This is a genomic window from Henriciella pelagia, assembly GCF_002088945.1.
Classification (GTDB): domain Bacteria; phylum Pseudomonadota; class Alphaproteobacteria; order Caulobacterales; family Hyphomonadaceae; genus Henriciella; species Henriciella pelagia.
Genome location: NZ_NCSU01000006.1, coordinates 39,560 through 65,644, shown reverse-complemented (window position 1 = coordinate 65,644; position 26,085 = coordinate 39,560). Strand labels below are relative to the sequence as shown.

25 protein-coding genes are annotated in these 26,085 nt (G+C 59.8%); 12 read left to right on the top strand and 13 right to left on the bottom strand.

Annotated features, from left to right (window positions below; all coding sequences use genetic code 11):
- Window positions 1-55 precede the first annotated feature (55 nt).
- Window positions 56-619 carry a dihydrofolate reductase gene (locus tag B8746_RS01490; RefSeq protein WP_084391462.1) on the top strand — a complete coding sequence of 188 codons (564 nt, stop codon included), beginning with the start codon at window positions 56-58 and terminating at the stop codon, window positions 617-619.
- Here B8746_RS01490 and B8746_RS01485 read toward each other — a convergent pair whose 3' ends face one another.
- The 4 genes from B8746_RS01485 to B8746_RS01470 all read right to left on the bottom strand — a co-directional run bounded on the left by B8746_RS01485 (window position 620) and on the right by B8746_RS01470 (window position 6,013).
- Window positions 620-1,366, bottom strand: coding sequence for a hypothetical protein (locus tag B8746_RS01485; RefSeq protein WP_198943690.1), 747 nt, complete (start codon window positions 1,364-1,366; stop codon window positions 620-622).
- A 46-nt stretch (window positions 1,367-1,412) separates the two neighbouring features.
- Window positions 1,413-2,414, bottom strand: coding sequence for a biotin synthase BioB (bioB, locus tag B8746_RS01480; protein ID WP_084391461.1), 1,002 nt, complete (start codon window positions 2,412-2,414; stop codon window positions 1,413-1,415).
- 116 nt (window positions 2,415-2,530) lie between these two features.
- Window positions 2,531-4,975 (bottom strand): PAS domain-containing sensor histidine kinase, encoded by a 2,445-nt coding sequence (locus tag B8746_RS01475; protein ID WP_084391460.1) that lies wholly within the window; start codon window positions 4,973-4,975, stop codon window positions 2,531-2,533.
- A gap of 96 nt (window positions 4,976-5,071) precedes the next feature.
- The gene (locus B8746_RS01470; protein WP_158084502.1) at window positions 5,072-6,013 is read right to left on the bottom strand and encodes a DUF2785 domain-containing protein; all 942 of its coding nucleotides are present in this window, start codon (window positions 6,011-6,013) and stop codon (window positions 5,072-5,074) included.
- A gap of 156 nt (window positions 6,014-6,169) precedes the next feature.
- On the opposite strand from B8746_RS01470, the gene B8746_RS01460 reads away from it, so the two are divergent.
- Window positions 6,170-8,581 (top strand): S8 family peptidase, encoded by a 2,412-nt coding sequence (locus tag B8746_RS01460; RefSeq protein ID WP_188657383.1) that lies wholly within the window; start codon window positions 6,170-6,172, stop codon window positions 8,579-8,581.
- A gap of 8 nt (window positions 8,582-8,589) precedes the next feature.
- Window positions 8,590-8,964, top strand: coding sequence for a hypothetical protein (locus tag B8746_RS01455; RefSeq protein ID WP_084391456.1), 375 nt, complete (start codon window positions 8,590-8,592; stop codon window positions 8,962-8,964).
- Here B8746_RS01455 and B8746_RS01450 read toward each other — a convergent pair.
- From B8746_RS01450 to ahcY, 4 genes are all read right to left on the bottom strand, one after another.
- Window positions 8,958-9,998, bottom strand: coding sequence for an SO2930 family diheme c-type cytochrome (locus B8746_RS01450; protein WP_084391455.1), 1,041 nt, complete (start codon window positions 9,996-9,998; stop codon window positions 8,958-8,960). The two genes, B8746_RS01455 and B8746_RS01450, sit on opposite strands and share 7 nt — an antisense overlap.
- Entirely contained in the window at window positions 9,995-11,257 is a 1,263-nt protein-coding gene (locus B8746_RS01445) for a parallel beta-helix domain-containing protein (RefSeq protein ID WP_084391659.1), read from the bottom strand. Before B8746_RS01445 ends, B8746_RS01450 begins: the two co-directional genes overlap by 4 nt.
- A gap of 62 nt (window positions 11,258-11,319) precedes the next feature.
- A complete protein-coding gene (locus B8746_RS01440) occupies window positions 11,320-12,249 on the bottom strand; it encodes a hypothetical protein (RefSeq protein ID WP_084391454.1) in 930 nt (309 codons plus the stop codon).
- Window positions 12,250-12,343: 94 nt separating this feature from the next.
- The gene (gene ahcY, locus B8746_RS01435) at window positions 12,344-13,738 is read right to left on the bottom strand and encodes an adenosylhomocysteinase (RefSeq protein ID WP_084391453.1); all 1,395 of its coding nucleotides are present in this window, start codon (window positions 13,736-13,738) and stop codon (window positions 12,344-12,346) included.
- Between the two features lie 207 nt (window positions 13,739-13,945).
- Between ahcY and B8746_RS01430 the strand changes: the two genes are divergently transcribed.
- A complete protein-coding gene (locus B8746_RS01430; RefSeq protein ID WP_084391452.1) occupies window positions 13,946-14,512 on the top strand; it encodes an EF-hand domain-containing protein in 567 nt (188 codons plus the stop codon).
- Window positions 14,513-14,532: 20 nt separating this feature from the next.
- Here B8746_RS01430 and B8746_RS01425 read toward each other — a convergent pair whose 3' ends face one another.
- Window positions 14,533-15,690, bottom strand: coding sequence for a histidine kinase dimerization/phosphoacceptor domain -containing protein (locus B8746_RS01425; protein ID WP_084391451.1), 1,158 nt, complete (start codon window positions 15,688-15,690; stop codon window positions 14,533-14,535).
- A 200-nt stretch (window positions 15,691-15,890) separates the two neighbouring features.
- Between B8746_RS01425 and polA the strand changes: the two genes are divergently transcribed.
- The 3 genes from polA (at window position 15,891) to B8746_RS17485 (ending at window position 19,473) form a co-directional block, all read left to right on the top strand.
- On the top strand, window positions 15,891-18,683 hold the full coding sequence (gene polA, locus B8746_RS01420) for a DNA polymerase I (protein WP_084391450.1): 2,793 nt from the start codon (window positions 15,891-15,893) through the stop codon (window positions 18,681-18,683).
- Window positions 18,684-18,694: 11 nt separating this feature from the next.
- Window positions 18,695-19,159, top strand: a complete 465-nt coding sequence (locus tag B8746_RS01415) for a hypothetical protein (RefSeq protein ID WP_084391449.1) — start codon at window positions 18,695-18,697, stop codon at window positions 19,157-19,159.
- Between the two features lie 188 nt (window positions 19,160-19,347).
- Window positions 19,348-19,473: a hypothetical protein gene (locus B8746_RS17485; RefSeq protein ID WP_267905915.1), complete on the top strand. Its 126-nt coding sequence runs from the start codon at window positions 19,348-19,350 to the stop codon at window positions 19,471-19,473.
- Window positions 19,474-19,524: 51 nt separating this feature from the next.
- Here B8746_RS17485 and B8746_RS01410 read toward each other — a convergent pair whose 3' ends face one another.
- On the bottom strand, window positions 19,525-19,902 hold the full coding sequence (locus tag B8746_RS01410; protein ID WP_198943689.1) for a c-type cytochrome: 378 nt from the start codon (window positions 19,900-19,902) through the stop codon (window positions 19,525-19,527).
- Between the two features lie 114 nt (window positions 19,903-20,016).
- On the opposite strand from B8746_RS01410, the gene B8746_RS01405 reads away from it, so the two are divergent.
- A complete protein-coding gene (locus tag B8746_RS01405; protein ID WP_158084500.1) occupies window positions 20,017-20,757 on the top strand; it encodes a VOC family protein in 741 nt (246 codons plus the stop codon).
- An 88-nt stretch (window positions 20,758-20,845) separates the two neighbouring features.
- The gene (locus tag B8746_RS01400) at window positions 20,846-21,205 is read left to right on the top strand and encodes a hypothetical protein (RefSeq protein ID WP_084391448.1); all 360 of its coding nucleotides are present in this window, start codon (window positions 20,846-20,848) and stop codon (window positions 21,203-21,205) included.
- On the opposite strand, the gene B8746_RS01395 is transcribed toward B8746_RS01400, so the two are convergent.
- Together B8746_RS01395 and B8746_RS01390 are read right to left on the bottom strand one after the other, a co-directional pair.
- Window positions 21,189-21,794: a 2-hydroxychromene-2-carboxylate isomerase gene (locus tag B8746_RS01395; protein WP_233123804.1), complete on the bottom strand. Its 606-nt coding sequence runs from the start codon at window positions 21,792-21,794 to the stop codon at window positions 21,189-21,191. The two genes, B8746_RS01400 and B8746_RS01395, sit on opposite strands and share 17 nt — an antisense overlap.
- A gap of 114 nt (window positions 21,795-21,908) precedes the next feature.
- Window positions 21,909-22,679, bottom strand: coding sequence for a phosphatase PAP2 family protein (locus B8746_RS01390; protein ID WP_084391447.1), 771 nt, complete (start codon window positions 22,677-22,679; stop codon window positions 21,909-21,911).
- A gap of 182 nt (window positions 22,680-22,861) precedes the next feature.
- On the opposite strand from B8746_RS01390, the gene B8746_RS01385 reads away from it, so the two are divergent.
- Window positions 22,862-23,245 carry an SH3 domain-containing protein gene (locus tag B8746_RS01385; RefSeq protein ID WP_158084499.1) on the top strand — a complete coding sequence of 128 codons (384 nt, stop codon included), beginning with the start codon at window positions 22,862-22,864 and terminating at the stop codon, window positions 23,243-23,245.
- A 32-nt stretch (window positions 23,246-23,277) separates the two neighbouring features.
- Here the strand turns inward: B8746_RS01385 and ettA are convergent, their stop codons facing one another.
- Window positions 23,278-24,945: an energy-dependent translational throttle protein EttA gene (gene ettA, locus B8746_RS01380; protein ID WP_084391445.1), complete on the bottom strand. Its 1,668-nt coding sequence runs from the start codon at window positions 24,943-24,945 to the stop codon at window positions 23,278-23,280.
- Between the two features lie 239 nt (window positions 24,946-25,184).
- Between ettA and B8746_RS01375 the strand changes: the two genes are divergently transcribed.
- Together B8746_RS01375 and B8746_RS01370 are read left to right on the top strand one after the other, a co-directional pair.
- Window positions 25,185-25,577: a hypothetical protein gene (locus tag B8746_RS01375; protein ID WP_143434497.1), complete on the top strand. Its 393-nt coding sequence runs from the start codon at window positions 25,185-25,187 to the stop codon at window positions 25,575-25,577.
- A 208-nt stretch (window positions 25,578-25,785) separates the two neighbouring features.
- Window positions 25,786-26,007 (top strand): prolyl oligopeptidase family serine peptidase, encoded by a 222-nt coding sequence (locus B8746_RS01370; protein WP_233123802.1) that lies wholly within the window; start codon window positions 25,786-25,788, stop codon window positions 26,005-26,007.
- Window positions 26,008-26,085 lie beyond the last annotated feature (78 nt).

The following is a 26,085-nucleotide window of genomic DNA, read 5'->3' as shown; positions in this document are numbered from 1 at the left end:
AGCGATGACAGCTTGCTCGTCGCAAGCTGCTGAAACTTGATATAGAGACACCCGCATGGAATCGAAACGTCTTGAAATTTCCGGGTACGCAGTTGTGGGAGACGACGACCGAATTGCCGATGCATCTGGAATGATGCCCGATAGTCTGCAGAATGATGCAGAATGGGAGTTCTTCCAAGCGGCGCTTGATGAAGCCGAAATTACCATAATTGGACGCAGAAGCCATGACGCGGTGCCCAATCACAAAAACAGACGGCGCCTGGTGTTGACGACAAAAATCCGATCACCTGAAACCCATGGGAATGTCGTTTACTGGAATCCGAACGAAGCGCCGCTCACCTCGGTGTTGTCGAGCTTCTCTACTAACGCACGCAAACTCGCTGTTGTTGGCGGGCAACAAGTATTCGACCACTTTCTAACTGGTCCAACGCGATTCGATCACTTCTACCTTAGTCGTATTGAGGGCGTCACACTGCCCGGTGGGAGGGGTGTATTCGGTGCCGTAACGCAAAATGGCCTGACGGCGGAAGAAGTTCTTGTCCGGGCCAACTACTTAAAGAAATCACATCAGGTGCTCGCGACGAAAGTCACAGTCGCAAATTGGGAACCGCTTTCGTGATCAGGTCGCAGCCGGATCGATCACCCCAATTTTCTCCCTCCGCCTGACCGCATCGGAAACAATCAATGCGCCAACCATTTTACCGGCGATAAAGACAACCAGGTTCGCCCAGTGAAATAGTGTTCCGGGGGGAGAGCCCAGTTCCATCTGTACTGCTAGATCAGCGCCATAAAGAAAGATTGTCGTATCAATCGGCGCTGCAACGGCGGAAGAAAGTAGAATGCGAGTCGACAGTCGATAGCGAGAAAAAGTGTAAAGCGCCCAGTCGGCTAGCTCAGAAATAGCAAAAGCGAGTCCTGAGGCTAACGCTATCACAGGCCAAGCATAGTAAAATGCCCACGCAATGCCCAACGCCATGACGATCAATACTTTCTGACCGATGCGTCGTTGAACAAAGTCACGAAGAACAAATACAAGTCCCGTGACCAGAACCAAGGGATGAATTGTAAGGCCGCGTGGGAAATAGTTCGATGACGAGTACAAACAGGCATCAAACATTACCCGACCGGGATCTCCGCTTGAAGGCGTGACGAGACAAAGCGACTCTATTACGCCGAACGACCAGTTCAGAAACGGTATGCACGCGAAGTAAATTAGAGCTACGACGCCTCCGCCAGCTCTCCGGATGATTAGAAATGTGCAAGTGAGTCCAAAAAGCACGAAGGGCAGCTGACTGGACCGCCCGCCCGTTAAGCCATCCACAAGCTGACCGAAGATCAGTGTCGCAATATCCTCGACTATTGCCAAATTCTGCTCCGTCAGTCTTTTGTTGCGACCTACGTGAATTCGTTACTCACTGCTCGAGCAGGACGTATTTTTTTGCGGGCGTCGCCGTTTCTTCCCTGCTCGCATGTTCGAAACCCATCGCCTTCAGCAGGGCCTCATCGCGCGTTTCGCCCGGATTGTTGGTGGTCAGGAGACGGTCGCCCACAAAGATGGAGTTCGCCCCCGCCAGCATGCATAGCGCCTGGCCTTCCTCGCTCATCGCCTCGCGGCCCGCTGACAGGCGTACCCAGCTTTTTGGAAACACGATCCGGCAGACGGCAATGGCGCGCGCCATCTCGACCACGCTGATCGGGGCTGACTTGCCAAGCGGCGTGCCTTCAATCGGCACCAGCATGTTGATCGGAACGCTTTCCGGGTGCGGATTTAGTTTCGACAGTTCATGAATGAGGCCAATCCGGTCGGTCCGGCTCTCTCCCATGCCGAGAATGCCGCCCACGCACAGATTGATACCAGCCTCCCGGCAATGCGCGATGGTTTCGAGGCGGTCTTCATAGGTCCGCGTGGACACGACGCTCGTGTAGTATTCTCGCGAGGTGTCGAGGTTGTGATTGTAATAGTCGAGACCGGCCTCTTTCAGAGCATGCGCCTGATGCGGCTCGAGCATGCCTGCGGTGACACATGTCTCCAGGCCTTCGGCCTTCACCGCTTCGACCATGGCCTTGATCTTCGGCAGGTCGCGATCCTTCAGGTTACGCCAGGCGGCGCCCATGCAGAACCGGTCCGCGCCGCTTTCCTTGGCCTGGCGTGCGGCTGAAACAACCTCATCAAGCGCCATCAGCTTTTCGGCCTTCAGGCCCGTGTCAAAGTGGGCCGACTGGCTGCAATAACCGCAATCCTCGGCGCAGCCGCCCGTCTTGATCGAAAGGAGCTGGCTCTTCTGGACCTTGCCATCCGCCCAGTTCGCGGACTTCACGGCCAGCGACTGGCTCATCAGCACGTCCAGCGGCGCTTCATAGAGCGCAGTGATCTCGTCGCGGGTCCAGTCGTGGCGTGGGGACAGCTCGGGCATGGGTCAGCCTCTCTCTTGTTCATTCACTCGAGGCGCTGTCTTCAAGCGAAAGGCCGGAGCTTTCAAGCCCCGGCCTCTCAGTTTTTACTGTTGTGACCACGACAGCACAGGCGGATTCAGGCGGATGCCTCCAGCGGCGCGTTTTCAAGCGGCGTGCGCTTCGTCGTGACGGCCTTCACCGGCAGCCAGCACACAACTTCAGTGCCGCCCCCCGGAACCGACTTGATGCCGACATTGCCGCCATGAAGATCCACGAAATTCTTGACAAGGGCGAGCCCGAGCCCGGCCCCCTGCTGGTCGGTCGAGGTGAAGCTGTCAAAGCTGGAAGCCTGACGGTCTGCCTCGATCCCCTTGCCATTATCCTTGACCGAGAGGATCGCCATATTCTCGATCTGCTTGGCAGAAACCGTGATTTCGCCGCCCGGTTCGGTAAAGCGCATCGAATTGGAGAGAAGGTTGAACAGCACCTGACGGATGCGGCGCTTGTCTGCATTGATGGTCCCGACCGATTTGTCGATGTCGGCATGAACGCTGATTTCGGTATCGGCAGCCTTGCCCACCATCAGGTCAATGCCCTCCTGTACGACATCGCCAAGCTTGAAGTCCTCAAGATCAAGGTCCATCCGCCCCGCCTCGATGAGGGCGAGATCAAGTATGTTATCGATCAGTTTTCCAAGGTGATCGGATGCAGAGAGGATTGCGTTGATCTGGCCCAGCTGACGTTCATTGAGCTCACCAAACTTCTGCGACTGCAGGAATTCGGCATAGCCGAGGATCGTCGTCAGCGGCGAACGCAGCTGGTAGCTGACATTGCGCACGAATTCAGTCTTCAGCTTGTCTGCCGCCTCAAAGGCTTCGGCGCGGCCACGAAGCGCGCCTTCCACGGCGCGCTGGGCGGTCACATCGGCAAAGGCGATCAGCGTATTTCCGTCCGGCAGCGGCTGGGTGACATAGGTCAGCGTTGAACCATCCGAGCGCTTCATTTCACCAGTGGTCATCTGGCGTGCCGTCGCTGACGGGTCGGTGATGTGTCCCTTGATCTGGCTCCACGTCTCGCGATCATGGAACAGCGGAATGCACGCCTCGATGATGACGTCATAGTCTGGCGTGTCCTTCACTGTCTGCTCATCAAGGTCCCAGAGCGTGGTGAAAGCCTTGTTGGACAGTTTCAGCCGTCCGTCGCTGCCAAACACCACAACAGCTTCATGCAGGCTGTCGAGCGTCGAGCTTTGCGTCTTGGTCAGGGCCTTGAAGCGGGTCTGCAGGTCGAGCTCACTCGTAATGTCCTTGAACAGGAGCAGCAGCCCGCCCATCGGGTGGCGCTGGCGCGTCACCTGAAGCGTGCGATTGTCCGGCAGGGACCATTTGTCTTCCTCGATCCCGCTAATATCGAGATAATAGGAGAGTTCATCGGCGCGCCACGCCGCATAATCGGCCCTTGCCGGCAGGCGGCGGCCTTCGCGCAGGCGGTCCAAAAGCTCACCATGCGACGGGCTTTCCAGAAGGAAGCCTTCATCAAGCTGCCACATCGCGGCAAAAGCCCGGTTGTAGAAATTGAGGCGGCGGTCGGGTCCGAAGATCGCCACACCATCGGCGACATGGTTCAGCGTCTCATCATGCGCCTTCACATGGCGGTTGAGGTCCTCGCGGGCGGCTTCCTGCTCGGTTACGTCGAACGCCATCGCACCCGCACCGCCCGACAGCGGGAAGGTCAGGATACGCATTGCGCGGCGCTCTTCACCAATGACGACATGGCGCGTCGCATCAATGTCCCGGCCTTCTGATATCGTCTTGCGCATCTGGTCGACAGCTGCGTTGTCGAGCATGATCTGACGGTCAAGCGTGCGGTCGAGAGAGCCACCTTCCACCGCCTCGATATAGGCCGGGTTTGCCCATTGCAGCCGTCCGACTCCGGACACGCGCCAGGCCGGGAAGGGCGACTTGCCGAGCATGTCGAGAAAGGCGGTCGGGTCACGCGCTATGACCTGACGAGCCTCTTCGAGCTTGCCGCGTGCCGAGCTCTCCTCAAGACCCTTGATCGTGGAGTCCGTGATCCAGACAACCGCACGCGCCCCGGCCGTGCGGCCATCGGCTTCAAGGAAGCGTCCGGACGGGCCGATCAGCGTCAGCGAGAAAGGCTGGCCGTTCTCGCGCAGCTCACGCAGGCGGATGCGCAGCGTCGTGTCCTGCCCGGCCCCGTCGCGGGCTTCGAGGTCTGCCAGGCCTTCAATGATCCGGATAGCTGGGTCGATGGAAACGGCATCGTCTGTAAAGCGCAGCAGGCTGGCAAGCGCCACGGGCGAGCCGTGGATCTCCGGCGCAGCGATGTCATCATCCTCGTCTTCCAGCGTATCGCCCTGCCAGACAAGGATCACACCAGGGTGGGCCCCGAGCACGGATTTCAGTTCTGCAAGACCGGTCTCGGACTCTGAAGCGCGTTCGCGGTACTTCTTCGCCGCGCCGCGGGCGCCCTCGGACGTTCGCAATGCCCAGAGAATGAAAGCGAGGCCGAGCGCGAGCGCGCCGGCCGCAATGAGAAGCGGGACCTGTTCAGCCGTCATGTCTTCCTCCGGCGCGAATCACTGGCGCGCGGGCCAATCTACTAGTTAACGCAATGGGCTGTTCGCGTTAAGTCCGGGTTAATGGCGTGGTAACCATCAGGGGATTGTGGTGAGCAGGTGAAGCGCCCCCGGCCGCAGTTTCTTGAGGTTTTCGTCGTCGCTTTCCGTCGCCGAGACGAGCACCACATAGGCAAAGGCCCGAAGATTATGCCGGCGGGCAAGCGCCTCCTCCGACGAAAAGGCGTCATCCCATGAGGCGAGCGGCGCAGGATCGCCCATCGCCTCAAACCAGGCTGTGAGCTCGTCTTCACCCAATAGTCCGCGTTGCGTCAGGAACAGCAATGGCCGCGACAGACGGCGCGGCTCGTCGAAAACATAGGCTGGCCCGTCGCGCGGCGCGACCTGGGTGCCGATTGCCGCAAGCATGCGCGCTGCATCCGCCTCATCGACTGCCTCATTCAGGCTGAGTTGCATCAACAGGTCTGCGCCATGCGCCACGCCATGCCGCCAGCCTTCGCCATCGATAAAGCCGCGATAATCTGTAATGTCTTCCAGATAGGCCGCGCCGGTTTCGACCAGCGCCTTGCGCTCAGCTGCCATCATCCACGGCGCGACGCGATCGGTTCGCGCGACCTCGGACAGGACCAGGGCGGCGAAAGGCTTGCCGAAGCCGTGCATGTCCAGCGCGTCCGGTGAAAGATCCGCCAACAGCTCCCTGAGCAAGAGGCGGCGTTCTTCCATCGACACGGCTCCGCCTCGCAACAATCGGGCAAGGGACGTGTAGGCAAAACCATCGCGGACAGCCGGGTCCGACACTCTCAAACAGGGCACAATCTGCCGGACGAGACGATCACCGCCCGCTTCTGCCTCAATCGCCGCGTCGATCTGGGCAGGCAGCGCCTCCGCACGCCGCGCACATTCCGGCCCTAGCGGCATGACGGAGACAACCTCGGCCGATGCCTGCAGCGTGTGACCGACCCCATGTGACACGGCGAGCACCAGGCTCGCGCAGCCGATCAACGCAGCAAATTTCGCCATCACAGTTCCCATCCCGAATTTCATTTGCCGTTCATTCTTGAGGCGACATTCTGCAAATGTAAACGAAATCACCCGCCGGGTTTGGGCGTCGGGGCCAATCGGCCTACCATTCTTCATTGCAGATGGAACTGCTGCATCAGGGAAAGCACTCGCATCATGTCTCACCGCCCCTCCTCACTCCGGGTCCGCAAACTCTTCATGACGGCCAGCCTTGCGGTGCCGCTGCTCATGGGCGCGGCGGCATGCGGCGGTGGTGGTGCCAGCGGCGGCGGTGGCGGCGGAACGGTGCTGCCGCCCCCACCACCGCCACCACCTCCCCCTCCTCCTCCGCCACCACCACCGCCGCCCCCTCCGGCGAGCAGTTTCGAGACGCAGGAGTACATTCGAACAGGCGGCCTGCCGGTGATCAGCGCTTCATCGGCCTATGCTGCAGGCGCGACCGGCAATGGCATCCTCATCGCCGTCATCGACACCAATACCGACCCCGACCATCCGGATCTCACGGGCCGCATTGTCAGCGCGTCCTTCGATGTGAATGCCGCGACCCGTGGTGCAGACGATGTAGACAGCGAAGGTCATGGCACGCTGGTGACGGGCGTCATCGCGGCCAACAAGAATGATATCGCAGGCCACGGCATCTCGTTCGAGGCGGACATTCTTGCCATTCGCGCAGACCGGCCGGGCAGCTGCCAGGAAACCGGTGATGATGGCGGATGCAAGTTTCGCGACGCCGATCTCGCCCGCGCCATCGACGCCGCCATCTCGAATGGCGCGCGGATCATCAACCTTTCCCTCGGCGGTGAGCCGGATACTGACCCGTCGCTCGAAAATGCGATCCGCCGGGCGACCGCTGCCGGTGTTCTCGTTGTGGTGTCCGCAGGCAATGAAGCGGCCCCTGCCGCACCCAATGAGGACGATCCATCTATTACTGATCCCGCCACCGGCATCTCCCCGACCGAGCCCGCAAATATCGCAGGAGCCGCCGGAACGCTGGGCCGTGTCGTGGCCGTCGGTTCAATCGACCTCAATGGCGTGATCTCCGATTTCTCCAACCGCGCCGGCAATGGCGAAGGGCTCAACGGATCGGCGAACACCAAGAATTATTACATCCTCGCGCCCGGCGAGGGCGTGCTGACGACCGGCCCGGACGATGATGTCATCTTTCCCGACCAGCCAACCTGTTCACCCGGTCAGAGCAGTAACTGCAATGATGACGACGACATTGGCGACTACTACCGCGTGAACGGAACAAGCTTTGCCGCGCCCTATGTCTCCGGCGCGCTGGCCCTGATGCTCGATGTCTTCCCCAATTTGGCCCCCGAAGACGCCCTTGCCGCCCTGCTCGACAGCGCGCAGGACTATGTCGACAACAATCCGGACCTGATCCGCGGGGAAGCGGCCGGTGTCGGCGTCGATGCAGTCTCTGGCGTCGGTATTCTCGATCTCGCTGCGGCCTTTGCCCCACAGGGCGCAACCAGCTTCACGATTGATGGGAAAGTCCAGTCCACCGCCCTCGCCATTGCCCCCGCCGAAGGTGCATTTGGCGATTGGGCAAGCCAGCCCGGCGCCCTGGGCGAGCTTGTGTTCACGGACAAGTTCAATCGCGCCTATCGCTTCGATGCCGCAGCCATCCTGCCAAAAGGCGAAGCGCGCATTGCCGACTTCGACCAGCGCGCTGACTCGATGGCCGGGCAGGCGCACGCCTTCAGGCAAGGCCCAGTGACCTTCTCCTGGCACCAGGCTGCCTTCCGCGACAATCCGGCCATCCCCTATGACGAAGCGCCGCCGGCCCAGTTCACAGCGCAATATCTCTTTGCGGGCGGCGGCGTTGAGTTCGGCCGCGGCTTTGGCGCAAAATCGCTCGCGCCAGAGACCAGCCTGATCAATGAAGCCGGGGCACGCACGGGCTTCTCCGACGGCGGATGGGCGCGCTACAGCCACGATGTGGGCAACATGTCGTTCGAGATCTTTTCATCGGATGATGAAGACCTCGCCGTGTCCGGCATCGGGCTCTCAAGGATACAGCGCGACTGGGGATGGCGGGCACAGCTCAGCAATATCCAGGACGACCGCACAGCCCTCGGGGGCTATGTCCAGAGCCGGTTTGGCGGCGAGGACCGCTCAAAGCTTTCGGCCTACGCACTCGAAGGCGCCTGGCGGCCGCTGAACAAGTTGCGCCTGTCAGCCGGCATGGAAGCCGCTTCGGTCGACCTGCCGGGCGTGGACACGAGCAATGTCTGGACAAGCCGCTGGTCGATCGGCGCAGACACGATCACCGCCATCGGCAGCCTTGGCCTCGTCATCGCGCAGCCCCGCCGCGCCGAGACAGGCACATTGAACTTCGAAGGCGTGACCGGCCTTGATGAGACCTTCAACTTCATCACGCGGACGATCAATGCCCCGCTCACGCCAAGTGGCCGGGAGATCAATTACGAGGCCCGCTGGGGTTTCCGCCTGCCGGGTCATATCAATGCCGGCTTCACCGCCGCCCTCTCGACCCAGCCAAACCATGTTGAAGACGCCGATGCCGCGTCTGTCTACTGGTTCAGCCTGTCGAAGAACTGGTAGGAGATATCATGAAACGCGCGTTTCCCCTGCTGCCACTCGCCCTGACTGGAGCCTGCCTGATGCCCGGAAAAGCCACGCCCTCGCCGCTCTGCAATTTCTCGATCACGGATACCAGCGCATGGGTCAACATGATGCCCGGACCGGGCGGCCCGCCGCGCAACCTGACCGTAGTCGTCGAGATCGAGGATGACGGCCTGTCCCGCCGCTTCGAGCCGCAAGGCGTCGACGAGAACGGCACGCTGAAGCTTGATGTCGTCGAGTGGGGACCGAAGGAAGGTCTCGGCAAGATCGTCTATAGAACCAGAGGACATCAACCGGAGCGTGTCGAAATATTCTGCGATGGCGACCTCATCACTTCGACTGATGTGACAACCGCTCAGTAGGCTTCTATCCCGGATATCCAGTCCCGCACCAGCTCCAGCCCATCTTCGTCAATGAGCGCGCGGCCAAGCTCCGGCATGGCTATGCCAGCTTCCGTGGACGCCATGCGATAGGTCAGGATGGAATTGTCCGCCTCGCCCGGCGCGACGACGAACACTGCATCGCCTGAGCCGCGACCAGCTGCGGTCGGGTGCTTGCCGATGCCAAGCTTTGTCGGTTCAGCCTCGTCATAACCCAGCCACAGGCCCGAATTCGAGGCGGACCCTTCCGCCCGGTGGCAATGTGCACAATTAATATCGAGATAGGCCCGCGCCCGCCCCTCCACACTTGCGTTCATGCCGGCCACGCTCGGCACCGCAGGCGGCGCATCCGGCAGGCCGCTCAGAATGCCCCGCGCCGACCAGTCGGCGAGCTGCATCTTCCCGTATGGCCCCTCGTGATTGAGATTGCGGGCCTTCGGACCGATCGGCGCGATATCATCGCCCATCTGGTGACAGGTCTTGCACTGGTTCTGGTTGGGCACGCGGTATTCGATGGAGACTGGCTCGCCCGCCGGGTCCACGAAAGCCACGTCCAGCCAGTCTCCGGCAGGCGCATAGGTCGCCTCGGTCTCGTCCTCGTTCCAGACATAGGGATAGGCCGCCCAGCCATCGGCCTTGCGAATGAGCAGGCGCGTCTCGCGATAGCGCTCCCCCTCCTCCGGCTGGCGCATGTCCGGCGCGAAGGCGAATGTCTTGATCAAAACACTGCCGACCGGAAAGTCGAACACGTCGTCGCCATTATAGGTCGCCGCTTCGCCAACCGGCACAAAGACCAGCCGGTGCTTGCTCGCATGGTCAGAGAAGAGCGGATTGATCAGGTCATAGGCCACGACGCCGCGCGCAGGCTCCCGCGCCGACACATCCTGAAAGAAACCATACTCTGCCAGCGTCCGGGCCGGTTTGTCGGCCAGGATTACATCCATGTCCGGACCGGCGACCGGCTTGCCGCAAGCCACCAGCAGCCCTGTCAGGGCAGCGAGAAGCGCCCGTCTCATTCGCTATGCGACAGGGTCACCGGTTCAAGCTCGCCAAACGCCTCGCCGCCGGGACGTTCCATGCTCGGCGAAACATTGGCAAGGTCCATCGGATAGGTGCCGAAACCGATATTGATAAAGCCGACACCCTCACCCTCGTCGATGACGATATTGTTGTCGATATCCTCATTCTCGCCCCAGCGCGTCACGCCGTCCCACACGATAGGCGGCAGGCTACCACCCAGCAGCGGCGCGATCTCGGCAAGGCGTCCATCCGGATTGTTTCCGCCCGTGCCGTAAGTGTTTCCCTTCACCACGACATTGCGCGGCAGCGGATTGTAATCCTCATCGGTGAACGGCTCGGTATAGGCCGTGATCAGGACCTGGACGGTCTGATTGTCCTCGAAACGGTTATTCTCGACCACGACCTTGTCATTCGCCATGATGATCACGCCGGTGCCAGCAGGCACGCCTGCAACGATATTGCCCGGCGGGGCGAAGTTTGGCGTGTTGTTCGAGTAGATGTCGTTATTGTAGATACGGGTGGAGTTGCCGCCCATCACTGGCAGGTCCGGCAGGTCGAACACCAGAACACCGCCTGTATTCTGCGTGACGACGTTCCCGTACACTTCGGCATGCGTCGAGTTTTCAATCTCGATGCCGGCGACATTCTTCTCGGCAACCGAGTCGCGGACGATGATATTGTTCGACTGGCCCACATAGATACCGGCATCCGACGCCCCGCGCACCGTGACCCGTTCGACGAGAACATCCGTGCTCTCGACCGGATAGACACCATATGCGCCGTTTTCAGGATCGGGGTCGCCGAGCCACTCCACCGTGAGATCGCGGTAGATGATGCGGTCTGCCCCCTTGGACTTTATGCCATCTCCCTTGGTTTCCTGAATGGAGAAGTTTTCGAGGGTGACATCGTCTGATGTGATGAGGAGGCCTTCACCCGATCCGCGCTGTCCGGAAAAATCGAGAATGGTTGCACCCTGGCCTGCGCCGGTGATCGTGACACCATCGACATCAAGCGAAAGCCCGTCTGTCATCATGAAAGTGCCTTCCGGCAAGGTGATGGTGCTGCCTTCTTCGGCTTCGATCAGCATGGTCTGCAGCCGGGCCTGGAAGTCATCGCCCGGCTCAAGAACGGCCGCGCCATCAGCAGCCGGCTGCTCCGCGACAGTGCCGGTGTCCGCGTCCGCATCGCTCGGCTCGTCTCCACCACCACACGCCGCAAGAACGGCCACAGCCGCCCCCATCATCAAGATACGCATTTGAATGACCTCCCAATCGATTGTTGACGGGACTGTCATTCTTTTTCAGCACTTCGGCAAGCCTAGCCTTTCAAGCCGAAATATTTGAAGGCGTCGTCGCGTGAGCCCCAATAGGGCCAAACATAGGATGGCAGCTGGATCGTCGAGATCGGCTGCTGCTGGAAAGGCTGGTCTGGCACATCACCAACCAGAACAGCCTTGACGCCCGTTCCAGGGGGCTCAGTCAGGAGCCAGCTTGCCTTGCGGCCAAAGCGCTTGTGCATACTCTGCTGGAATGCGGGGGTGAGGGATTGATAGGCCACGCCCTTCAGATAGCATTTGCCGCCTGGCGCGCCGCGAAAGCCCATGAAACCTGTGCGGCGGGCATCCACGCCATTGGCGATAGCGCCGCCCTCATAGGCACTGACCACAATACCATCGATTTCGACACCGGGGGCCGTCTGAATGTTCCACAGCACCGCATCATAGGATGTGAGCACGAGGAAGACAGGCGCTTCCGTTTCGGTCACAAGAACATCAATCCGCGACAGCCACTCCACTGCATTGCCCCGTGCGAATGCAGCGGCTTCACTGGCGAGCGCTGAGCTTTCGGGATTTTCGCCGGCAAACGTGCCCGCAATCGTGCGGCTCCGTTTGATATCGGCCTGAAGCGAGGCCGCATTGCTCGTACCGGGGACATATTGCAGGGGTGTCTTCTCGCCGCCGCCATAGGTATAGACGTAGGCCAGCTTTGCGCCCTGCGCAGGCCGCGGCATCCGGCAATTCGGATCGGCCCGGACCATCTCGAACTCTGCCGGCAATTCGGAGTTGACCAGTTTTGGCTGACCGGTTGCGACATCGCCAAGCACTGCAGGGTTCGCGTCGCGCGTTACCATGAGGGGGTAGCTGGCCGGAATTTGCCGCCCATTGCTTTCGGAATTCAGCATCGCCTCGGAACAGGACGATAGCGCGACGGTCAGTGCAACCAGCACGAGCCGGGTCAGAATAGTCATGTGGAAAAACCCTCCGCAATTCAGCCAGGAGCTAAATCACGAAGGGTTTGAAATCAGGCAAAACCAACCGGTGAAATTTCACCTATGGTGTGTGCTAGTAGCGGTAATGCTCCGGCTTGTACGGGCCTTCCGGCGTCACACCAATATAGTCGGCCTGCTCCTCGGAAAGCTCCGTCAGGCCCACGCCGAGCTTGGCGAGGTGAAGGCGCGCAACCTTCTCATCGAGGTGCTTGGGCAGCGTGTAGACCGAGTTCTTGTACTCGCCATCATTCTTGTGAAGCGCTATCTGAGCAAGTGTCTGGTTGGTGAAGCTGGCCGACATCACGAAGCTTGGGTGGCCCGTCGCATTGCCAAGGTTCACAAGGCGCCCTTCAGACAGGAGGATGATCCGCTTGCCATCTGGAAATTCGATCATGTCGACTTGCGGCTTGATATTGGTCCACTTGAAATTGCGCAGGCCTTCGACCTGAATTTCATTGTCGAAATGGCCGATATTGCAGACGATCGCCATATCCTTCATCGCGCGCATATGGTCGACAGTCAGGATGTCCTTGTTGCCGGTTGCGGTGACAAAGATGTCGGCTTTCGGCGCCATCGTCTCAATGGTCTGGACGTCATAACCGTCCATCGCGGCCTGCAGGGCGCAAATCGGGTCGACTTCGGACACCGTCACGCGGGCACCGGCGCCTGACAGTGAGGCCGCCGAGCCCTTGCCGACATCGCCGTAACCGGCGACAAACGCCGTCTTGCCAGCCATCATCACATCCGTGCCGCGTCGGATCGCGTCGACCAGCGATTCCTTGCAGCCATACTTGTTGTCGAATTTCGACTTGGTGACGGAATCGTTGACGTTGATTGCCGGGAAGGGCAGCTCGCCGCGCTTCTCCAGCTGGTACAGGCGATTGACGCCGGTTGTCGTCTCTTCGGAGACGCCGCGGATGCCGGCCTTGATACGGGCGAACCAGCCGGGTGACTGCGCGATCCGTTTCCTGATCTGCTTGAACAGGGCGACCTCTTCATCCGATTTCGGCTTGTCGAGAACGGACGGGTCCTTCTCCGCCTTCTCGCCGAGGATCAGGTACATGGTGGCATCGCCGCCATCGTCGAGGATCAGATTGACCGTCCTGCCATCCGGCCACTCATAGATCTTGTCGCAAAAGTCCCAATATTCCTCGAGCGTCTCGCCCTTGTGAGCGAAGACCGGGGTGCCATTGTCCGCGATGGCGGCAGCGGCGTGGTCCTGCGTCGAATAGATGTTGCAGCTGGCCCAGCGCACCTCAGCGCCAAGCGCTTCCAGCGTCTGGATCAGGACCGCCGTCTGGATCGTCATATGAAGCGAGCCGGCAATGCGCGCACCCTTGAGCGGCTGTTCGGCGCCATACTCCTCGCGCGCCGCCATCAGACCCGGCATTTCCGTCTCGGCAATCGCGATTTCCTTGCGGCCGAAATCGGCCAGGGAGATATCGGCCACAGCGTAGTCTTTGGACATATCAATGATCCTTTATATGTTTATATGGCCGTCTAGCGAAGCCTCGATGAGAAGGCAAGTTTCACTCGCAACTTTATCAGCGCCGCAGCCGAATTCGTGTCTCCGCGCCATTCCGGACGCAATTTCGCCCAAGGATACTGATTGGTCATGTGGCATTCACGTCACACGTGATTATATCTATTCTGCCGGTCCTGCCCTGGAGGTTACATGATCCGTTCACTTGCAGCCTTGGTCATCCTCGCCGCACCGATGTCGGCGCTGCAGGGTAATGCGCAGGCCGAGGACGACTCCGTCGTTCGCCTGCCCGGCTCCGGCGAGGTGAAAGACGAGGCCCGCTCCAAGCTGAAAGCCGACAGGCTGAAGCCCGGCGGCGGCCTGCTCGCCTCCTTCGATTTCGACGAGAATGGCCGGATTTCGTCGGCTGAACTCGAAGCCGGTATCAAGCTCGCCTTCGAAGCCTCCGATGCCAATGGAGACGGTGAACTCACGGCACTCGAACAGCAGGACTGGGCCGCAAGCCTGCCGACAAGAGACGATTCCCTTGCCAACCCCGTTCGCTTCGACCCCAATCTGGACCGTCGCGTGAGCTTTGCCGAGTTTCGCAATGTGATCCTCGACCTCGCCAGTGACTATCGCGAGAATGACAGCGAGCTGAAACTCGCCTCACTCAAGGCACCCAGGGCCGAACGAAATCGTGAGCGCGAACGCATTGACGAGATGATCAAGCAGACCAGCGTCCCACCGCAGGCCCGCTCCCGCGCGAGCGATTTCTAGGACATATTTCTACTCAGTCTTCAGTCGGCCAGCTGTCGAGCGACCGATTTCGTGTCGTCCAGCTCTGTCGGAACGGTCAGCTGCAGCTTGTAGCCATTCTCGTCTGATGAGCGCTTCAAAGTTGCACCGATCTGGGAGGCCGCCGAAGCAACGAGCCTGGTGCCGAGGCCTGATCCGCGTGAGGGTCGCTCGCATTCTGCCGCCGGGCCGGGTTCACCACTCTTCGCGCCGATACCATTGTCCCTGCAGTGAATATGGACGCCGTCTGCATCTGTCGTCACTGAGACTTCGACCAGCCCCTTCCGGCCATCCGGAAAACCGTGCTTTACCGAATTGGCTACAAATTCGCTGATGATCATTCCGATTGAACCTGCAGTGCTGGACAGGATGGAAACCGGCACGATCTCGACATCAATGGTCACCCTTTCAGGCACGCTGTCCCTCAGATAATCCACAAGCTCTTCAATATAACCGCCCAGTTCGACCTGTCGGCCATCACTGGATCGGTGTAGCGCCGCGTGCAGAGCGGACATGGCCTCAATTCGGCGCGCAACGGCATCAAGCACAGTCGACGCTTCCATCTCGCCTTTTTTCAGTTGGCCATGATAGACGCGCACAAAGGAAGCGACCGTCTGAAGTGAGTTTTTCACCCGGTGGTCCATCTCATTGCGCAGGACAGCCTGATCCCTGAGCGCACGCCTCAGGTCCAGCTCCCGCATCACACGCCGCGCGAGGACGGCCAGTGAGCGCTTCTGGAAATCGGTTAGCTGCCGCGGCTTCGTATCGAGGACGCACAATGTCCCGAGCGGCAGCCCATTTTCCGGCTTGAGCAGGTACCCCGCATAAAATCTCAAACCGTCCTGCGCCTGGCATAGCTCATTATCCGCTGTGCGCGGATCACTTAGCGTGTCGGGAATTTCGACATAGTCGGATTCAAGGATGACGTGAGAACAGATGGAAGTCGCCAGCGGTGTCTCACGCGTGCCAAGGCCAGTTTCAGCCTTGAACCATTGACGGTGTTCGTCGATCAGGTTGATCACCGAAATCGGTGTTTCGCAAATCTCCGACGCCAGCTGGACGATCTCGTCAAAGTCTTTTTCGCGAGGCGTATCGAGAATTTCGTACTGCCTCAGCGTTGCCAGTCTTAGCTTCTGGGATGGATGTGGTTGGGCTTTCATTCGTACAATCGCGTCCTTTTACCGAGTGTGCGACGCGTCTTTGCCCGCAATCTTAGGTGTAGTGTGTGAGGCTATTAACACGCGGATGGCGTGACATGATACAAAAACTGCACCTCACCGACTGCATGTCGAGTCTGAATTGCCACTACCCCTGCACCTTTTGGGCCGTTAAACCAACCACCTGCAGGAAGGAATCGCAAATGCCGTCAGCGCCCATCAATGAAGACAGCCATCTCTACCTGATCGATGCGAGCGCCTATATCTTCCGCGCCTTTCACGCCCTGCCGCCGCTCAGCCGGGCGTCTGACGGCCTGCCTGTCGGCGCGGTGGCTGGCTTCTGCAACATGCTCTGGAAGCTGCTCGAAGAGCTGAAAGGTGACGAGCGCCCGACCCACTTCGCCTGCGTCTTCGACAAGGGCAGCTACACCTTCCGCAACGACCTCTACCCCGACTACAAGGCCAATCGCGACGAGCCGCCGGAAGACCTTCGGCCTCAATTCCCGCTGGTGCGCGAAGCTTCCATCGCCTTTGCCTGCCATGCCCTCGAAATGGAAGGCTTCGAGGCCGATGATCTGATCGCGACCTATGCCCGCCAGGCCGAAGCCAAGGGCGCGCGCGTCACCATTGTCTCCTCCGACAAGGATCTGATGCAGCTTGTCACCGACAAGATCACCATGCTCGACACGATGAAGAGCAAGCATCTCGGCATCGAGGCGGTCTATGAGAAGTTTGGCGTCGGGCCTGAAAAGGTTGTCGATGTGCAGGCCCTCGCCGGCGACAGCACCGATAACGTCCCCGGGGCCCCCGGCATTGGCGTGAAGACCGCCGCTACACTGCTTGGAGAGTACGGCACGGTCGAGGAACTGCTCGCGCACGCCGAAGAGATCAAACAGCCCAAGCGCCGCCAGACCCTGATCGATTTTGCCGATCAGGTCCGCATCTCGAAACAGCTGGTCAAGCTTGATGACAACGTGCCCGTCGAAACCCCGCTCGAAGACCTCGCTGTCTGCGACCCGGACCCGGTGACGCTGATCGAATTCCTCGAGAAGATGGAGTTTCGCACGATCACGCGCCGCGTCCGCGAGACGTTCGAGGCCGAAGGCGTCCTTGAGGAGCCGACCCAGGGCGAGGTTGGCTTCGACAAGGAAAACTATGTTTGCGTGCGCGATTTCAAGACGCTGGAAGACTGGATCGCCCGCGCCTATGATGCCGGTGTCATCGCTGTCGATACCGAGACAGACAGCCTCGACTGCCAGCTTTGCAATCTCGTCGGAATCTCCATCGCCGTCGCACCGAATGAAGCCTGCTACATCCCGCTCGGCCACATCGATCCGGACCATACAGGCGGCGGCGACATGTTCGATGCCGACCCGCCGCGCCAGATCAACAAGGCCGAAGCCCTGAAGGCGCTGAAACCCCTTCTGGAAGACAAGGCCATCCTCAAGGTCGGCCAGAACATCAAGTACGACTATACGGTCTTCGCCCGCAACGGCATCACGCTTGCCCCCATTGACGATACGATGCTGCTCTCCTTCGCCCTCCACGCCGGCATGCATGGGCACGGCATGGATGAGCTGTCCGAGCGCTATTTCCACCACACGCCGATCCCTTTCAAGGAGGTCGCCGGCACCGGCCAGAAGCAGATCACCTTCGATCGCGTTCCGCTCGACAAGGCGACCGAATATGCCGCCGAGGACGCCGATGTGACGCTCCGCCTGTGGCAGATGTTCAAGCCGCGCCTTCACAAGGAGCGCGTCACCACCGTCTATGAGACGCTGGACCGCCCGCTGATCCCTGTCCTCGCCGACATGGAGCGCCACGGTATCAAGGTCGACCGCGATTTCCTCTCGCGCCTCTCATCTGATTTCCAGCAGCGCATGGCGGGGCTCGAAGACGCGGCCTACAAGGCGGCCGGTCAGGAATTCAATATGGGCAGCCCGAAGCAGCTCGGCGAAATCCTGTTCGGCGAGATGGATCTGCCCGGCGGCAAGAAGACCAAGTCCGGCCAGTGGTCGACCGATGCGAGCCAGCTCGAATACCTCGCCGCGCAGGGCCATGAACTGCCGCAGATCATCCTCGACTGGCGCACGCTCTCAAAGCTGCGCTCGACCTATACCGAAGCATTGCAGGACGCGATCAACCCGGAGACGAAGCGGGTCCACACGTCCTACTCCATGGCGGGCGCGCAGACGGGCCGGCTCTCCTCGACCGACCCGAACTTGCAGAATATCCCGATCCGCACCGAGGAAGGCCGCAAGATCCGCGAAGCCTTCATCGCTGAAGAAGGCAATGTCCTGATCAGCGCGGACTATAGCCAGATTGAGCTTCGCCTCCTCGCCCATATCGCCGACATCGACGCGCTGAAGAACGCCTTCAAGGACGGGCTCGACATCCACGCCATGACCGCGTCGGAAATGTTTGACACGCCGATCGAGGGCATGGACCCGATGGTCCGGCGCAAGGCGAAGGCGATCAATTTCGGCATCATCTATGGCATCTCCGCCTTCGGCCTTGCTAACCAGCTCGGCATCGAGCGCGGCGAGGCGTCAGACTATATCAAGGCCTATTTCGAGAAATTCCCCGGCATCCGGAAATATATGGACGAGACCAAGGCCTTCGCGAAGGAGAACCTCTTCGTAAAGACCGCCTTCGGGCGCAAGCTGCACCTCAAGGAAATGGGCTCAAAGAACGGTGCCCAGCGCGCCTTCGCCGAACGCCAGGCCATCAACGCCCCGATCCAGGGCTCCGCCGCCGACATCATCAAACGCGCCATGATCGCCATGCCGGAGGCTTTGGCGAAGAAGAAACTCGACGCGAAGATGCTCCTCCAGGTGCATGACGAACTGATCTTCGAAGTGCCGGAATCCCAGGCCGAAGACACGATCAAACTGGTCCAGAGCGTCATGCAGAAAGCGCCGCTACCCGCGCTACAGCTCAGCGTCCCGCTGGATGTTGAAGCGAAGGCCGCGAAGACGTGGGCGGAGGCGCACTAGCGAGGTTATAAATGGCCTTAGAAGATCGACCATCGCTAGCGCTGCAACTGGTCTCTGAAGGCCATGAGCGAGACGCGGCATTGCTTCGAAATTTTGCGTTTCTGGGTGCTGGGGTGTCAGCAGTTGTCGTAAACATTGCACTTTCAGTAGATCTCGACATCGACGGATTCGTTGCTGAAATAGCCGGATGGGCAGTTATAGTTGCTGCATTGTTGATGTTTGTAACTTCGTACTTTCAAGCCATGTGGGCCACCTACGAAGCGGGCATTATTCACGATGAGAGAATAAAATATGTGCTCGGCACCAGCGAGTTGGTTAGCAACATAGAGACTGCAAATACGTACTTGGGACAAAGGGAAAAACGCCGTCAATCGAGCCTCTGGCTAAAGTGGACCGCGAGAATACTTGTATTGTCGGTCCTTATCCTCGTTGTTGCCATTGTTGCCTTCCTGATCAGCCTACCGCTGGGCTTCTAGCGCATTAATCCCATTGCATTCCCCCTCGCCGCGCACGATATCTCACCCACGCCTTTTGCGGCTCACGTCACACTAAAATCCGCAAAGCCATTCCGGCGCTGTCCCTGCCTGAGCGCGCATGCCGCGCGCCGGCCTACAGGGGCAATCCGCATCGCTGGCTGCGATGCAAGAGAAGTGACCGAGACCCCATGCCGAAACAACAGAAATCGAACCGCGAAATCCGCAAACCGAAAAAAGAAAAGCCGAAGACGAACGCCTCGAACCCGTCTCTCAAGACAGGCGTTCACAACGTCTTCGACCAGCGCAAGAAATAGGCCCTTCGCCGCGCCCTCCCCTGTATATCAGGGGAGGCGACGCAGCCCGCCTCACGTCTCCTGCGGTTCCTGAATGCTCTCAATGTAAGCCAGCAGCGCATCTGTATCCTTCGGCTCGAACTGCCATTCCGGCATGTCGGGATGGCCGACCATGATGCCTTCGGACAGCGGCTCAGCCAGCGCCTCGACAGGATACTTCCAGGAAAGCTGCCGGAACGGGATCGCCTCTCTGTGCGGACTGTCGCCTTCGGTGCCGACCGCGTGGCAGCCTGAGCAAAGATTTCGGGCAATCGTCTCCCCCTGCCCGATGAGTTCCGCCCGCGGCGAAGGGTTCGACGCGTCCGTCCCTTCACTGCCCGACGGGCCGCTACAGGCCGTGACCACTATGGCCGTAGCCGCCAGAAATGGGCGCATCCAGACCGTATTCATCTGCTCTCTCCTCCCTCCAATTGCCCGCAAATTATAACAGACCCGGCCAAAACCGGGAATGTCACCTGAACCATGATTGCCCAGCGGAGGGTTTTTCGTGCTAGACCCTGCCACATGACAAAACTCCGCCTTCGCCAACTCGTTATTGCCGCGCCCGGACCGGAGGTTGCCGAAGACCTCCAGAAGGTCTTTGAGCTGGGCACGCCATACCATGACAAGGGCGTCGCCGAATTCGGGCTTGAAAACTCTGTCTTCTCCATTGGTGACCAGTTCATCGAAGTCATCTGGCCTGTAACCGACCACGCACCTGTCCAGCGCTTCCTGAAGAAAAATGGTGGCGCGGGCGGCTATATGGCGATCTTCGAAACCGACGATATCGACGCGGCCCGCAAGCGCCTGGACGGTGCCGGTATTCGCCGCGTCTGGAATATCGACCTCGACGATATCTCCGCCAGCCATATTCACCCGGCCGATGTCGGTGCCGCGATCGTCTCTATTGACGAAACGCGCCCCTGGGGCAGCTGGCGCTGGGGCGGACCCGACTGGAAAGATGAAGGGATCAAAGGCGACATCTCTGGTGCCATCCTCGAAGCGCCGGACCCGAACAAGCTCGCTTCGCGCTGGGCCGCTGCGCTCGGCATCCCGGCAACCAGACATCCGGACGTGACCCGCATCACCGTCAATGATCAGCAGACACTTGTCTTCCAGGAAGGCGAGCGGACGCTGCTTGAGGGGTTCTGCATGACGCTGCACAATGCAATCAAGGCGCTTGAACGCGCCGACAGGATGGGCCTCCGTAGCTTTGGCGACACTGTCAGCATCGGCGGTGTGCGCTTCATCATCAATAATGACTAGCCACGAATCCGGCTGGCCTCGCAGCCCTTAACCATCCTATAGTTTCGCCCTCAGACAACCGAACGCCGGACAGGCAAAGGAGTGCGTGATGGACTGGTTCAACGAAGTTTTCGATCTTGCAGCGGTCGCCTCTGGCGCGGGCCTCGCAGGGGGCGGCGGCGCGGCCATGCTGGCCTGGACGATCAAGGGCGCCATTATGCGCTTCATCATTCGCACGCTGATCACGGCCGTACTGACGGGCGTCGGTTTTTACTTCCTTCTCGGTTTCCTCGGCTTCCAGATCGTGCCGTCCGACGAGGTCGCCTCTACACGCCCGGGCACCAGCATGGCGCTCGACGATGACGACACCTTTCGCCCGCAGGGCACCCGCCCCGAGCTCGCTGGCGAGCCCGCCCAAGAAGGCGAAAAACGGATTGTCGTTAGTTCGCCTTTCAGGCGGGGCGGCTGAGCGCCCAGTTTAGCGCGTCTTCCAGCCGGTCATCGCCCCAGAACAGTTCGGGTCCGATCGTGAAGCTCGGCGCGCCGAACACGCCGGTCGCAATTGCAGCATCGGTATTCTCACGCAGCACTTGCTTGTGCGTGTTCGAGTGCCCCAGGTGCAGAAACATCTGTTCGTTGCCGCCAGCTGCCTTGATACAGTCGCCGATCACCTTCGGATTGGAGATATCGAGCCCGTTTGCGAATTGTGCGCTGTAGACCCGGCGCACAAATTCCTTGCCCCACCGCTCGCGCAAGGCTGCCGTCGCGGTGCGTGCTGCCAGCAATCCGTTCTGCGGGAATTTCCGGCCGTCCTTGCCGCTCCATGGCCTGAACGGGATGCCGTAGCCCGCCGCCCGCCGTTCAATATCGCGCCACATATACGCGCCCTTGGCCGGATAGAGATTAAAAGGTGACGTTGTCCAGCCCTGCGCGGCAAAGATCGGGCCCAGCAGGAAGGGTTTCCATTCGACCTCGACGCATCGTTCACGGGCAAGCGCCTCAATCCGCATGACCGTGAGGTAAGAATATGTGGAAGCGAACTCGAACCAGAACGTCATGCGGGCACTCATGACCCAGAAATAGTGCATGACAGGCTTGGTGTCAGCTAACGGAAATCGCGATAGGCGCGGCGTTAATATGCTTGTCAGCCTAGCGTTATGTTGGCACCGCTCTCACTGTTCTGGCGGCTCAATATCGATGGTACCTTCCGGATCGACATCGATCTTGTAGATATCCAGAGCCACTTCCAGCGTCAGAAAGCCATACACCGCCCACACAGCCAGCGTGAACAGGAAAACCAGGACAAACGCCCGGCGCAAGGAAAGATCACCAGCTTGCCGCGCCAAGCTCGAGTGCACCACGCAAAGCATGATGGTGGCGAGCAGCATGGCGGCAATCACATCACTCGGCCAGTGTGCGCCCAGATAGACGCGTGACGCTCCGATGGAGACGATGAGAGTGACGAAACCAGCAAGCGCAGCCCGCCGCCACCAGCCCTCAAGGGCATAGGCCGCCAGCATGGCCAGCGTGCCGTAGATCACCATCGAATTGGTCATGTGACCGGACGGAAAGCTGAAGCTCTCCACCCCGCTGTAAAGGTCGGCATTTGGGCGCTCGCGACCGACCAGAAGCTTGATGGCTTTCACGACGAATGGAGTGGTGATGAAGACGAGCCCCGTCGTCACCGCCGGCCACCAGGCTGACCGGAAGGCGAGCGCAACCGTGACCGCTGCCCCGATAAGCGTCAAGGCGATCCCGTCGCCAAGCAGGGTGACGAGCACGACGACCCAGTCATCGGCCGGGTGACGCGTCGCGAGCACCAGTTCGCTGAGCTCGCCGTCAATTGCGGCCGGGATAAGCTGCACCTGCACTGCATAGGTCAACGCCGCCAGCAGGACGACGAGTACCGACAAGCTCAGAATGTATCTGCTTTTCATGGGCATGGATGGGTTTGCGTCCTTACTGTCGCGAACGCTTCAGGCAGCGCACATAGAAGCAGCTCGCCAGCATCGCTGTGGTCTGTCCTTAACAATCAGCAATCCACGAACGGAATTTCTGTTCCCCCGCGTTTCACTCTCATCATCAGAACGGCAGCAAAGGAGACCCGAAAATGATGTCCAGAAGAATGAGAACCCGAAACGCACTTTTTGTCGGTCTGGCCGGGCTGGTGATGTCCAGCACCGCGACCTATGCCATCGCGCAGAGCCATGCACCTTCACCGAAGCCGGTGATCGCCGGCGCCAACCTCACCTATTATGTCAGTCCCGCAACACTGAACGTGCGAACCGGCCCCGGTGAAGCGCACAAGATCGCATCCACCTTCCGGCGCGGCGACGTCGTTCACATCTATGAGCAGAAAGGCGACTGGGCGCGCGTGTCACGCCAGGGCGAGGCAACGCGATGGGTCTACCTGCCACTGCTGACAAGGGACAAACCCGCGCCGGACATGCAGCGAACCGCCGCCAGACCGCCCGAGGCTCCGAAACCCGCCGATCATGGCCGGCCCTGAACGCAGCCGACCGGGACAAGCGTTCGCCCGCCCTAGCTGCGTGCAAACTTCTTGAACTTCAGCTTCTTCGGCTCGACGGCATCCGGGCCGAGGCGGCGCTTCTTGTCTTCAAGGTAAGACGAGAAATCCCCCTCGAACCACTCGACGTGGCTGTCACCCTCAAAGGCGAGGATGTGCGTCGCCATCCGGTCGAGGAACCAGCGATCGTGCGAGATGACCACGGCGCAGCCCGGGAAACCGTCGAGGCCTTCTTCGAGGGCCTGCAGGGTTTCCACGTCCAGATCGTTGGTCGGTTCGTCGAGGAGAAGGCAGTTCGCACCCTGGCGCAACATCTTGGCGAGGTGGACACGGTTGCGCTCACCACCCGACAGCAGTCCGACCTTCTTCTGCTGGTCCGAGCCCTTGAAATTGAAGGCGCCGGTATAGGCCCGGGAGCTGACTTCCACACCGCCAAGGTCGATGACATCGAGGCCATCTGAAATCTCTTCCCAGACATTCTTCTTGTCGTCGAGCTTGTCGCGGCTCTGGTCGACATAGCCGAGCTTCACCGTATCGCCGACGCGGATCGAGCCTGCGTCCGGCTCTTCCAGGTCGAGGATCATCTTGAACAGGGTCGACTTACCCGCACCGTTCGGACCGATGACGCCAACAATGCCGCCCGGCGGCAATTTGAAGGTAAGGTCCTCGATGAGCAGATTGTTGCCGAACGCCTTGCGCAGATTCTCCGCCTCAATGACGACGTTGCCCAGACGCGGGCCCGGCGGGATGCGGATCTGCGCCGTTGAGACCTTCTCGCGTTCAGCCTCTGCCGCGCGCTGCTCATAAGCCTGGATACGCGCCTTGGACTTGGACTGGCGCGCCTTGGCGCCAGCGCGAACCCATTCGAGTTCCTTGGCCAGCGTGCGCTTCTTGCCGGCATCCTCGCGAGCTTCCTGCTCCATCCGCTTGGCCTTCTGCTCGACCCAGTCGGAATAATTGCCCTTGTAAGGGATGCCCCGGCCACGATCGAGCTCGAGGATCCAGTCGGTGATCTCGTCGAGGAAGTAACGGTCGTGGGTCACGAGGATGACGCAGCCCGGAAAGTTGATCAGGTAGTTCTGAAGCCAGGCGACCGTCTCGGCGTCGAGGTGGTTGGTCGGTTCGTCCATCAGGATCATGTCAGGCTTGGACAGCAGCAGCTGGCAGATCGCGACGCGGCGGATCTCACCGCCCGAGAGGTTCTCCACGCTCGCATCGCCTTCAGGACAGCCAAGCGCGATCATTGCCATCTCGATCTTGGAGTCGATGTCCCACGCATCCGCGCTGTCGACCTGCTCCTGCAGCGCCGTCATCTCTTCCATCAGCTCGTCAGTGTATTCCTCGCCGAGCTTCATCGAAATCTCGTTGAACTTGTCGACCAGCTGCTTTTCCGGGCACTGGCTGGCAATATTCTCGAACACGGTCATGGACGGGTCGAGCTTCGGTTCCTGCGGCAGGTAGCCGACCTTCACGCCGGGCGCGGCATTCGCCTCACCGTTAAATTCCTTGTCCTGACCGGCCATGATGCGCAGCAGGGTCGATTTACCCGCGCCATTGACGCCGACCACACCGATCTTGGCATCCGGCAGGAAGGACAGGTGGATGTTCTCGAACACCTTTTTCCCACCCGGATACGTCTTGGTGAGACCCTGCATGTTGAAGACGTATTGTTGACCGGCCATGGGCTGATTGCTCGCTGATGTCTGGGAGATTATCGGAATGGGTGCGATGTAGGCGAGCCGACCCCATAAGATCAAGGTGAGTGATGCGGCATTGTCAGATATTCGTTCACTGTAACGGCGAGCAAGCTACCTCACATCAACTTGACCTCGTTATTTTGCACAACTATTGGATGAAAAAATAATCGAATCCGGAAGAAAAAATGAGACTGTGGTTGATATACCCAATATCAGTAGGCCTCATGGCATTCAACGCTAATTCACAGGCTGGAAGCTGTTGGGATGTAGGTTGCTCGCCCGATAAGACCTTCGACATACAGGATGCGCAAGACGCGCTGGACCTTGGCATTCAGCAGTATGAATTCTCGATGGATGCTTATGGTATTTATGAGTTCGATCCGATACGAGATTGTTTCCAAACCTGTCAGACCAATTACGAAAACACGGTGACGGCTTGTCACAATGAGTTTGCGTTAAGCGGCGTTCAGCCTTGGGTGCCTCAACCTTCTCCTACGACGCAGGATCCGAACCCTGCACCGATTACAGCTTATCAGTGGTGCATTGATCAGGCGGCCGACAAACAGCGGACCTGCCTTGGCCCATTTGGCACAACTTACAAAGCCTGCATGCCATAGGCCTCACTGTGCCGGTTCTACCAGAGGGCAGCTTGCGGCAGCTTGGCAACCTTCATTCACGTTCGCCTTGTGAAAGCATGTCTGGCCGATGTCCCTGGCGGTTTCCACGCGCAAAGCTCCAGGGCACGCGCCGGCTGGTTCCAACGATGCATCGGCCATATTTGCAGGCTGACATCGCTTCTGGACGCGCTAGGTTTGCGGCATGCGAATGCTGACCACCCTCCTCCTGATGCATGGCATGGCTGACGACAACGTCCCCTTCGGCCATACGACCCGCCTTATGGCGGCGATGCAGGAAGCCGGGCAGATGTTTGACCTCATGACCTATCCTGGCCAGCGCCATGGCATACGCGGAGCGGCCCTGCAGACCCATCTGATGAAGACGCGCATGTCATTTCTGGACCGCCATCTGAAACCTTCTGGCGATTGAGCACTTTTAGACCAGCGGGCTGAATTGCCGCGCTAATTTGGCCGCTGGGGTTGCGAGCAGGCAGGCACGCGGCACATA

What these genes read in the sequence shown, in the direction of transcription:
- B8746_RS01490 (WP_084391462.1), top strand. Translation starts at nt 56, where the DNA reads ATGGAATCGAAACGTCTTGAAATTTCCGGGTACGCAGTTGTGGGAGAC.
- bioB (WP_084391461.1), bottom strand. Translation starts at nt 2,414, where the DNA reads ATGCCCGAGCTGTCCCCACGCCACGACTGGACCCGCGACGAGATCACT.
- B8746_RS01475 (WP_084391460.1), bottom strand. Translation starts at nt 4,975, where the DNA reads ATGACGGCTGAACAGGTCCCGCTTCTCATTGCGGCCGGCGCGCTCGCG.
- B8746_RS01470 (WP_158084502.1), bottom strand. Translation starts at nt 6,013, where the DNA reads ATGGCGAAATTTGCTGCGTTGATCGGCTGCGCGAGCCTGGTGCTCGCC.
- B8746_RS01460 (WP_188657383.1), top strand. Translation starts at nt 6,170, where the DNA reads ATGTCTCACCGCCCCTCCTCACTCCGGGTCCGCAAACTCTTCATGACG.
- B8746_RS01455 (WP_084391456.1), top strand. Translation starts at nt 8,590, where the DNA reads ATGAAACGCGCGTTTCCCCTGCTGCCACTCGCCCTGACTGGAGCCTGC.
- B8746_RS01450 (WP_084391455.1), bottom strand. Translation starts at nt 9,998, where the DNA reads ATGAGACGGGCGCTTCTCGCTGCCCTGACAGGGCTGCTGGTGGCTTGC.
- B8746_RS01445 (WP_084391659.1), bottom strand. Translation starts at nt 11,257, where the DNA reads ATGCGTATCTTGATGATGGGGGCGGCTGTGGCCGTTCTTGCGGCGTGT.
- B8746_RS01440 (WP_084391454.1), bottom strand. Translation starts at nt 12,249, where the DNA reads ATGACTATTCTGACCCGGCTCGTGCTGGTTGCACTGACCGTCGCGCTA.
- ahcY (WP_084391453.1), bottom strand. Translation starts at nt 13,738, where the DNA reads ATGTCCAAAGACTACGCTGTGGCCGATATCTCCCTGGCCGATTTCGGC.
- B8746_RS01430 (WP_084391452.1), top strand. Translation starts at nt 13,946, where the DNA reads ATGATCCGTTCACTTGCAGCCTTGGTCATCCTCGCCGCACCGATGTCG.
- B8746_RS01425 (WP_084391451.1), bottom strand. Translation starts at nt 15,690, where the DNA reads ATGAAAGCCCAACCACATCCATCCCAGAAGCTAAGACTGGCAACGCTG.
- polA (WP_084391450.1), top strand. Translation starts at nt 15,891, where the DNA reads ATGCCGTCAGCGCCCATCAATGAAGACAGCCATCTCTACCTGATCGAT.
- B8746_RS01415 (WP_084391449.1), top strand. Translation starts at nt 18,695, where the DNA reads ATGGCCTTAGAAGATCGACCATCGCTAGCGCTGCAACTGGTCTCTGAA.
- B8746_RS17485 (WP_267905915.1), top strand. Translation starts at nt 19,348, where the DNA reads ATGCCGAAACAACAGAAATCGAACCGCGAAATCCGCAAACCGAAAAAA.
- B8746_RS01410 (WP_198943689.1), bottom strand. Translation starts at nt 19,902, where the DNA reads ATGAATACGGTCTGGATGCGCCCATTTCTGGCGGCTACGGCCATAGTG.
- B8746_RS01405 (WP_158084500.1), top strand. Translation starts at nt 20,017, where the DNA reads ATGACAAAACTCCGCCTTCGCCAACTCGTTATTGCCGCGCCCGGACCG.
- B8746_RS01400 (WP_084391448.1), top strand. Translation starts at nt 20,846, where the DNA reads ATGGACTGGTTCAACGAAGTTTTCGATCTTGCAGCGGTCGCCTCTGGC.
- B8746_RS01395 (WP_233123804.1), bottom strand. Translation starts at nt 21,794, where the DNA reads ATGACGTTCTGGTTCGAGTTCGCTTCCACATATTCTTACCTCACGGTC.
- B8746_RS01390 (WP_084391447.1), bottom strand. Translation starts at nt 22,679, where the DNA reads ATGCCCATGAAAAGCAGATACATTCTGAGCTTGTCGGTACTCGTCGTC.
- B8746_RS01385 (WP_158084499.1), top strand. Translation starts at nt 22,862, where the DNA reads ATGAGAACCCGAAACGCACTTTTTGTCGGTCTGGCCGGGCTGGTGATG.
- ettA (WP_084391445.1), bottom strand. Translation starts at nt 24,945, where the DNA reads ATGGCCGGTCAACAATACGTCTTCAACATGCAGGGTCTCACCAAGACG.
- B8746_RS01375 (WP_143434497.1), top strand. Translation starts at nt 25,185, where the DNA reads ATGGCATTCAACGCTAATTCACAGGCTGGAAGCTGTTGGGATGTAGGT.
- B8746_RS01370 (WP_233123802.1), top strand. Translation starts at nt 25,786, where the DNA reads ATGCTGACCACCCTCCTCCTGATGCATGGCATGGCTGACGACAACGTC.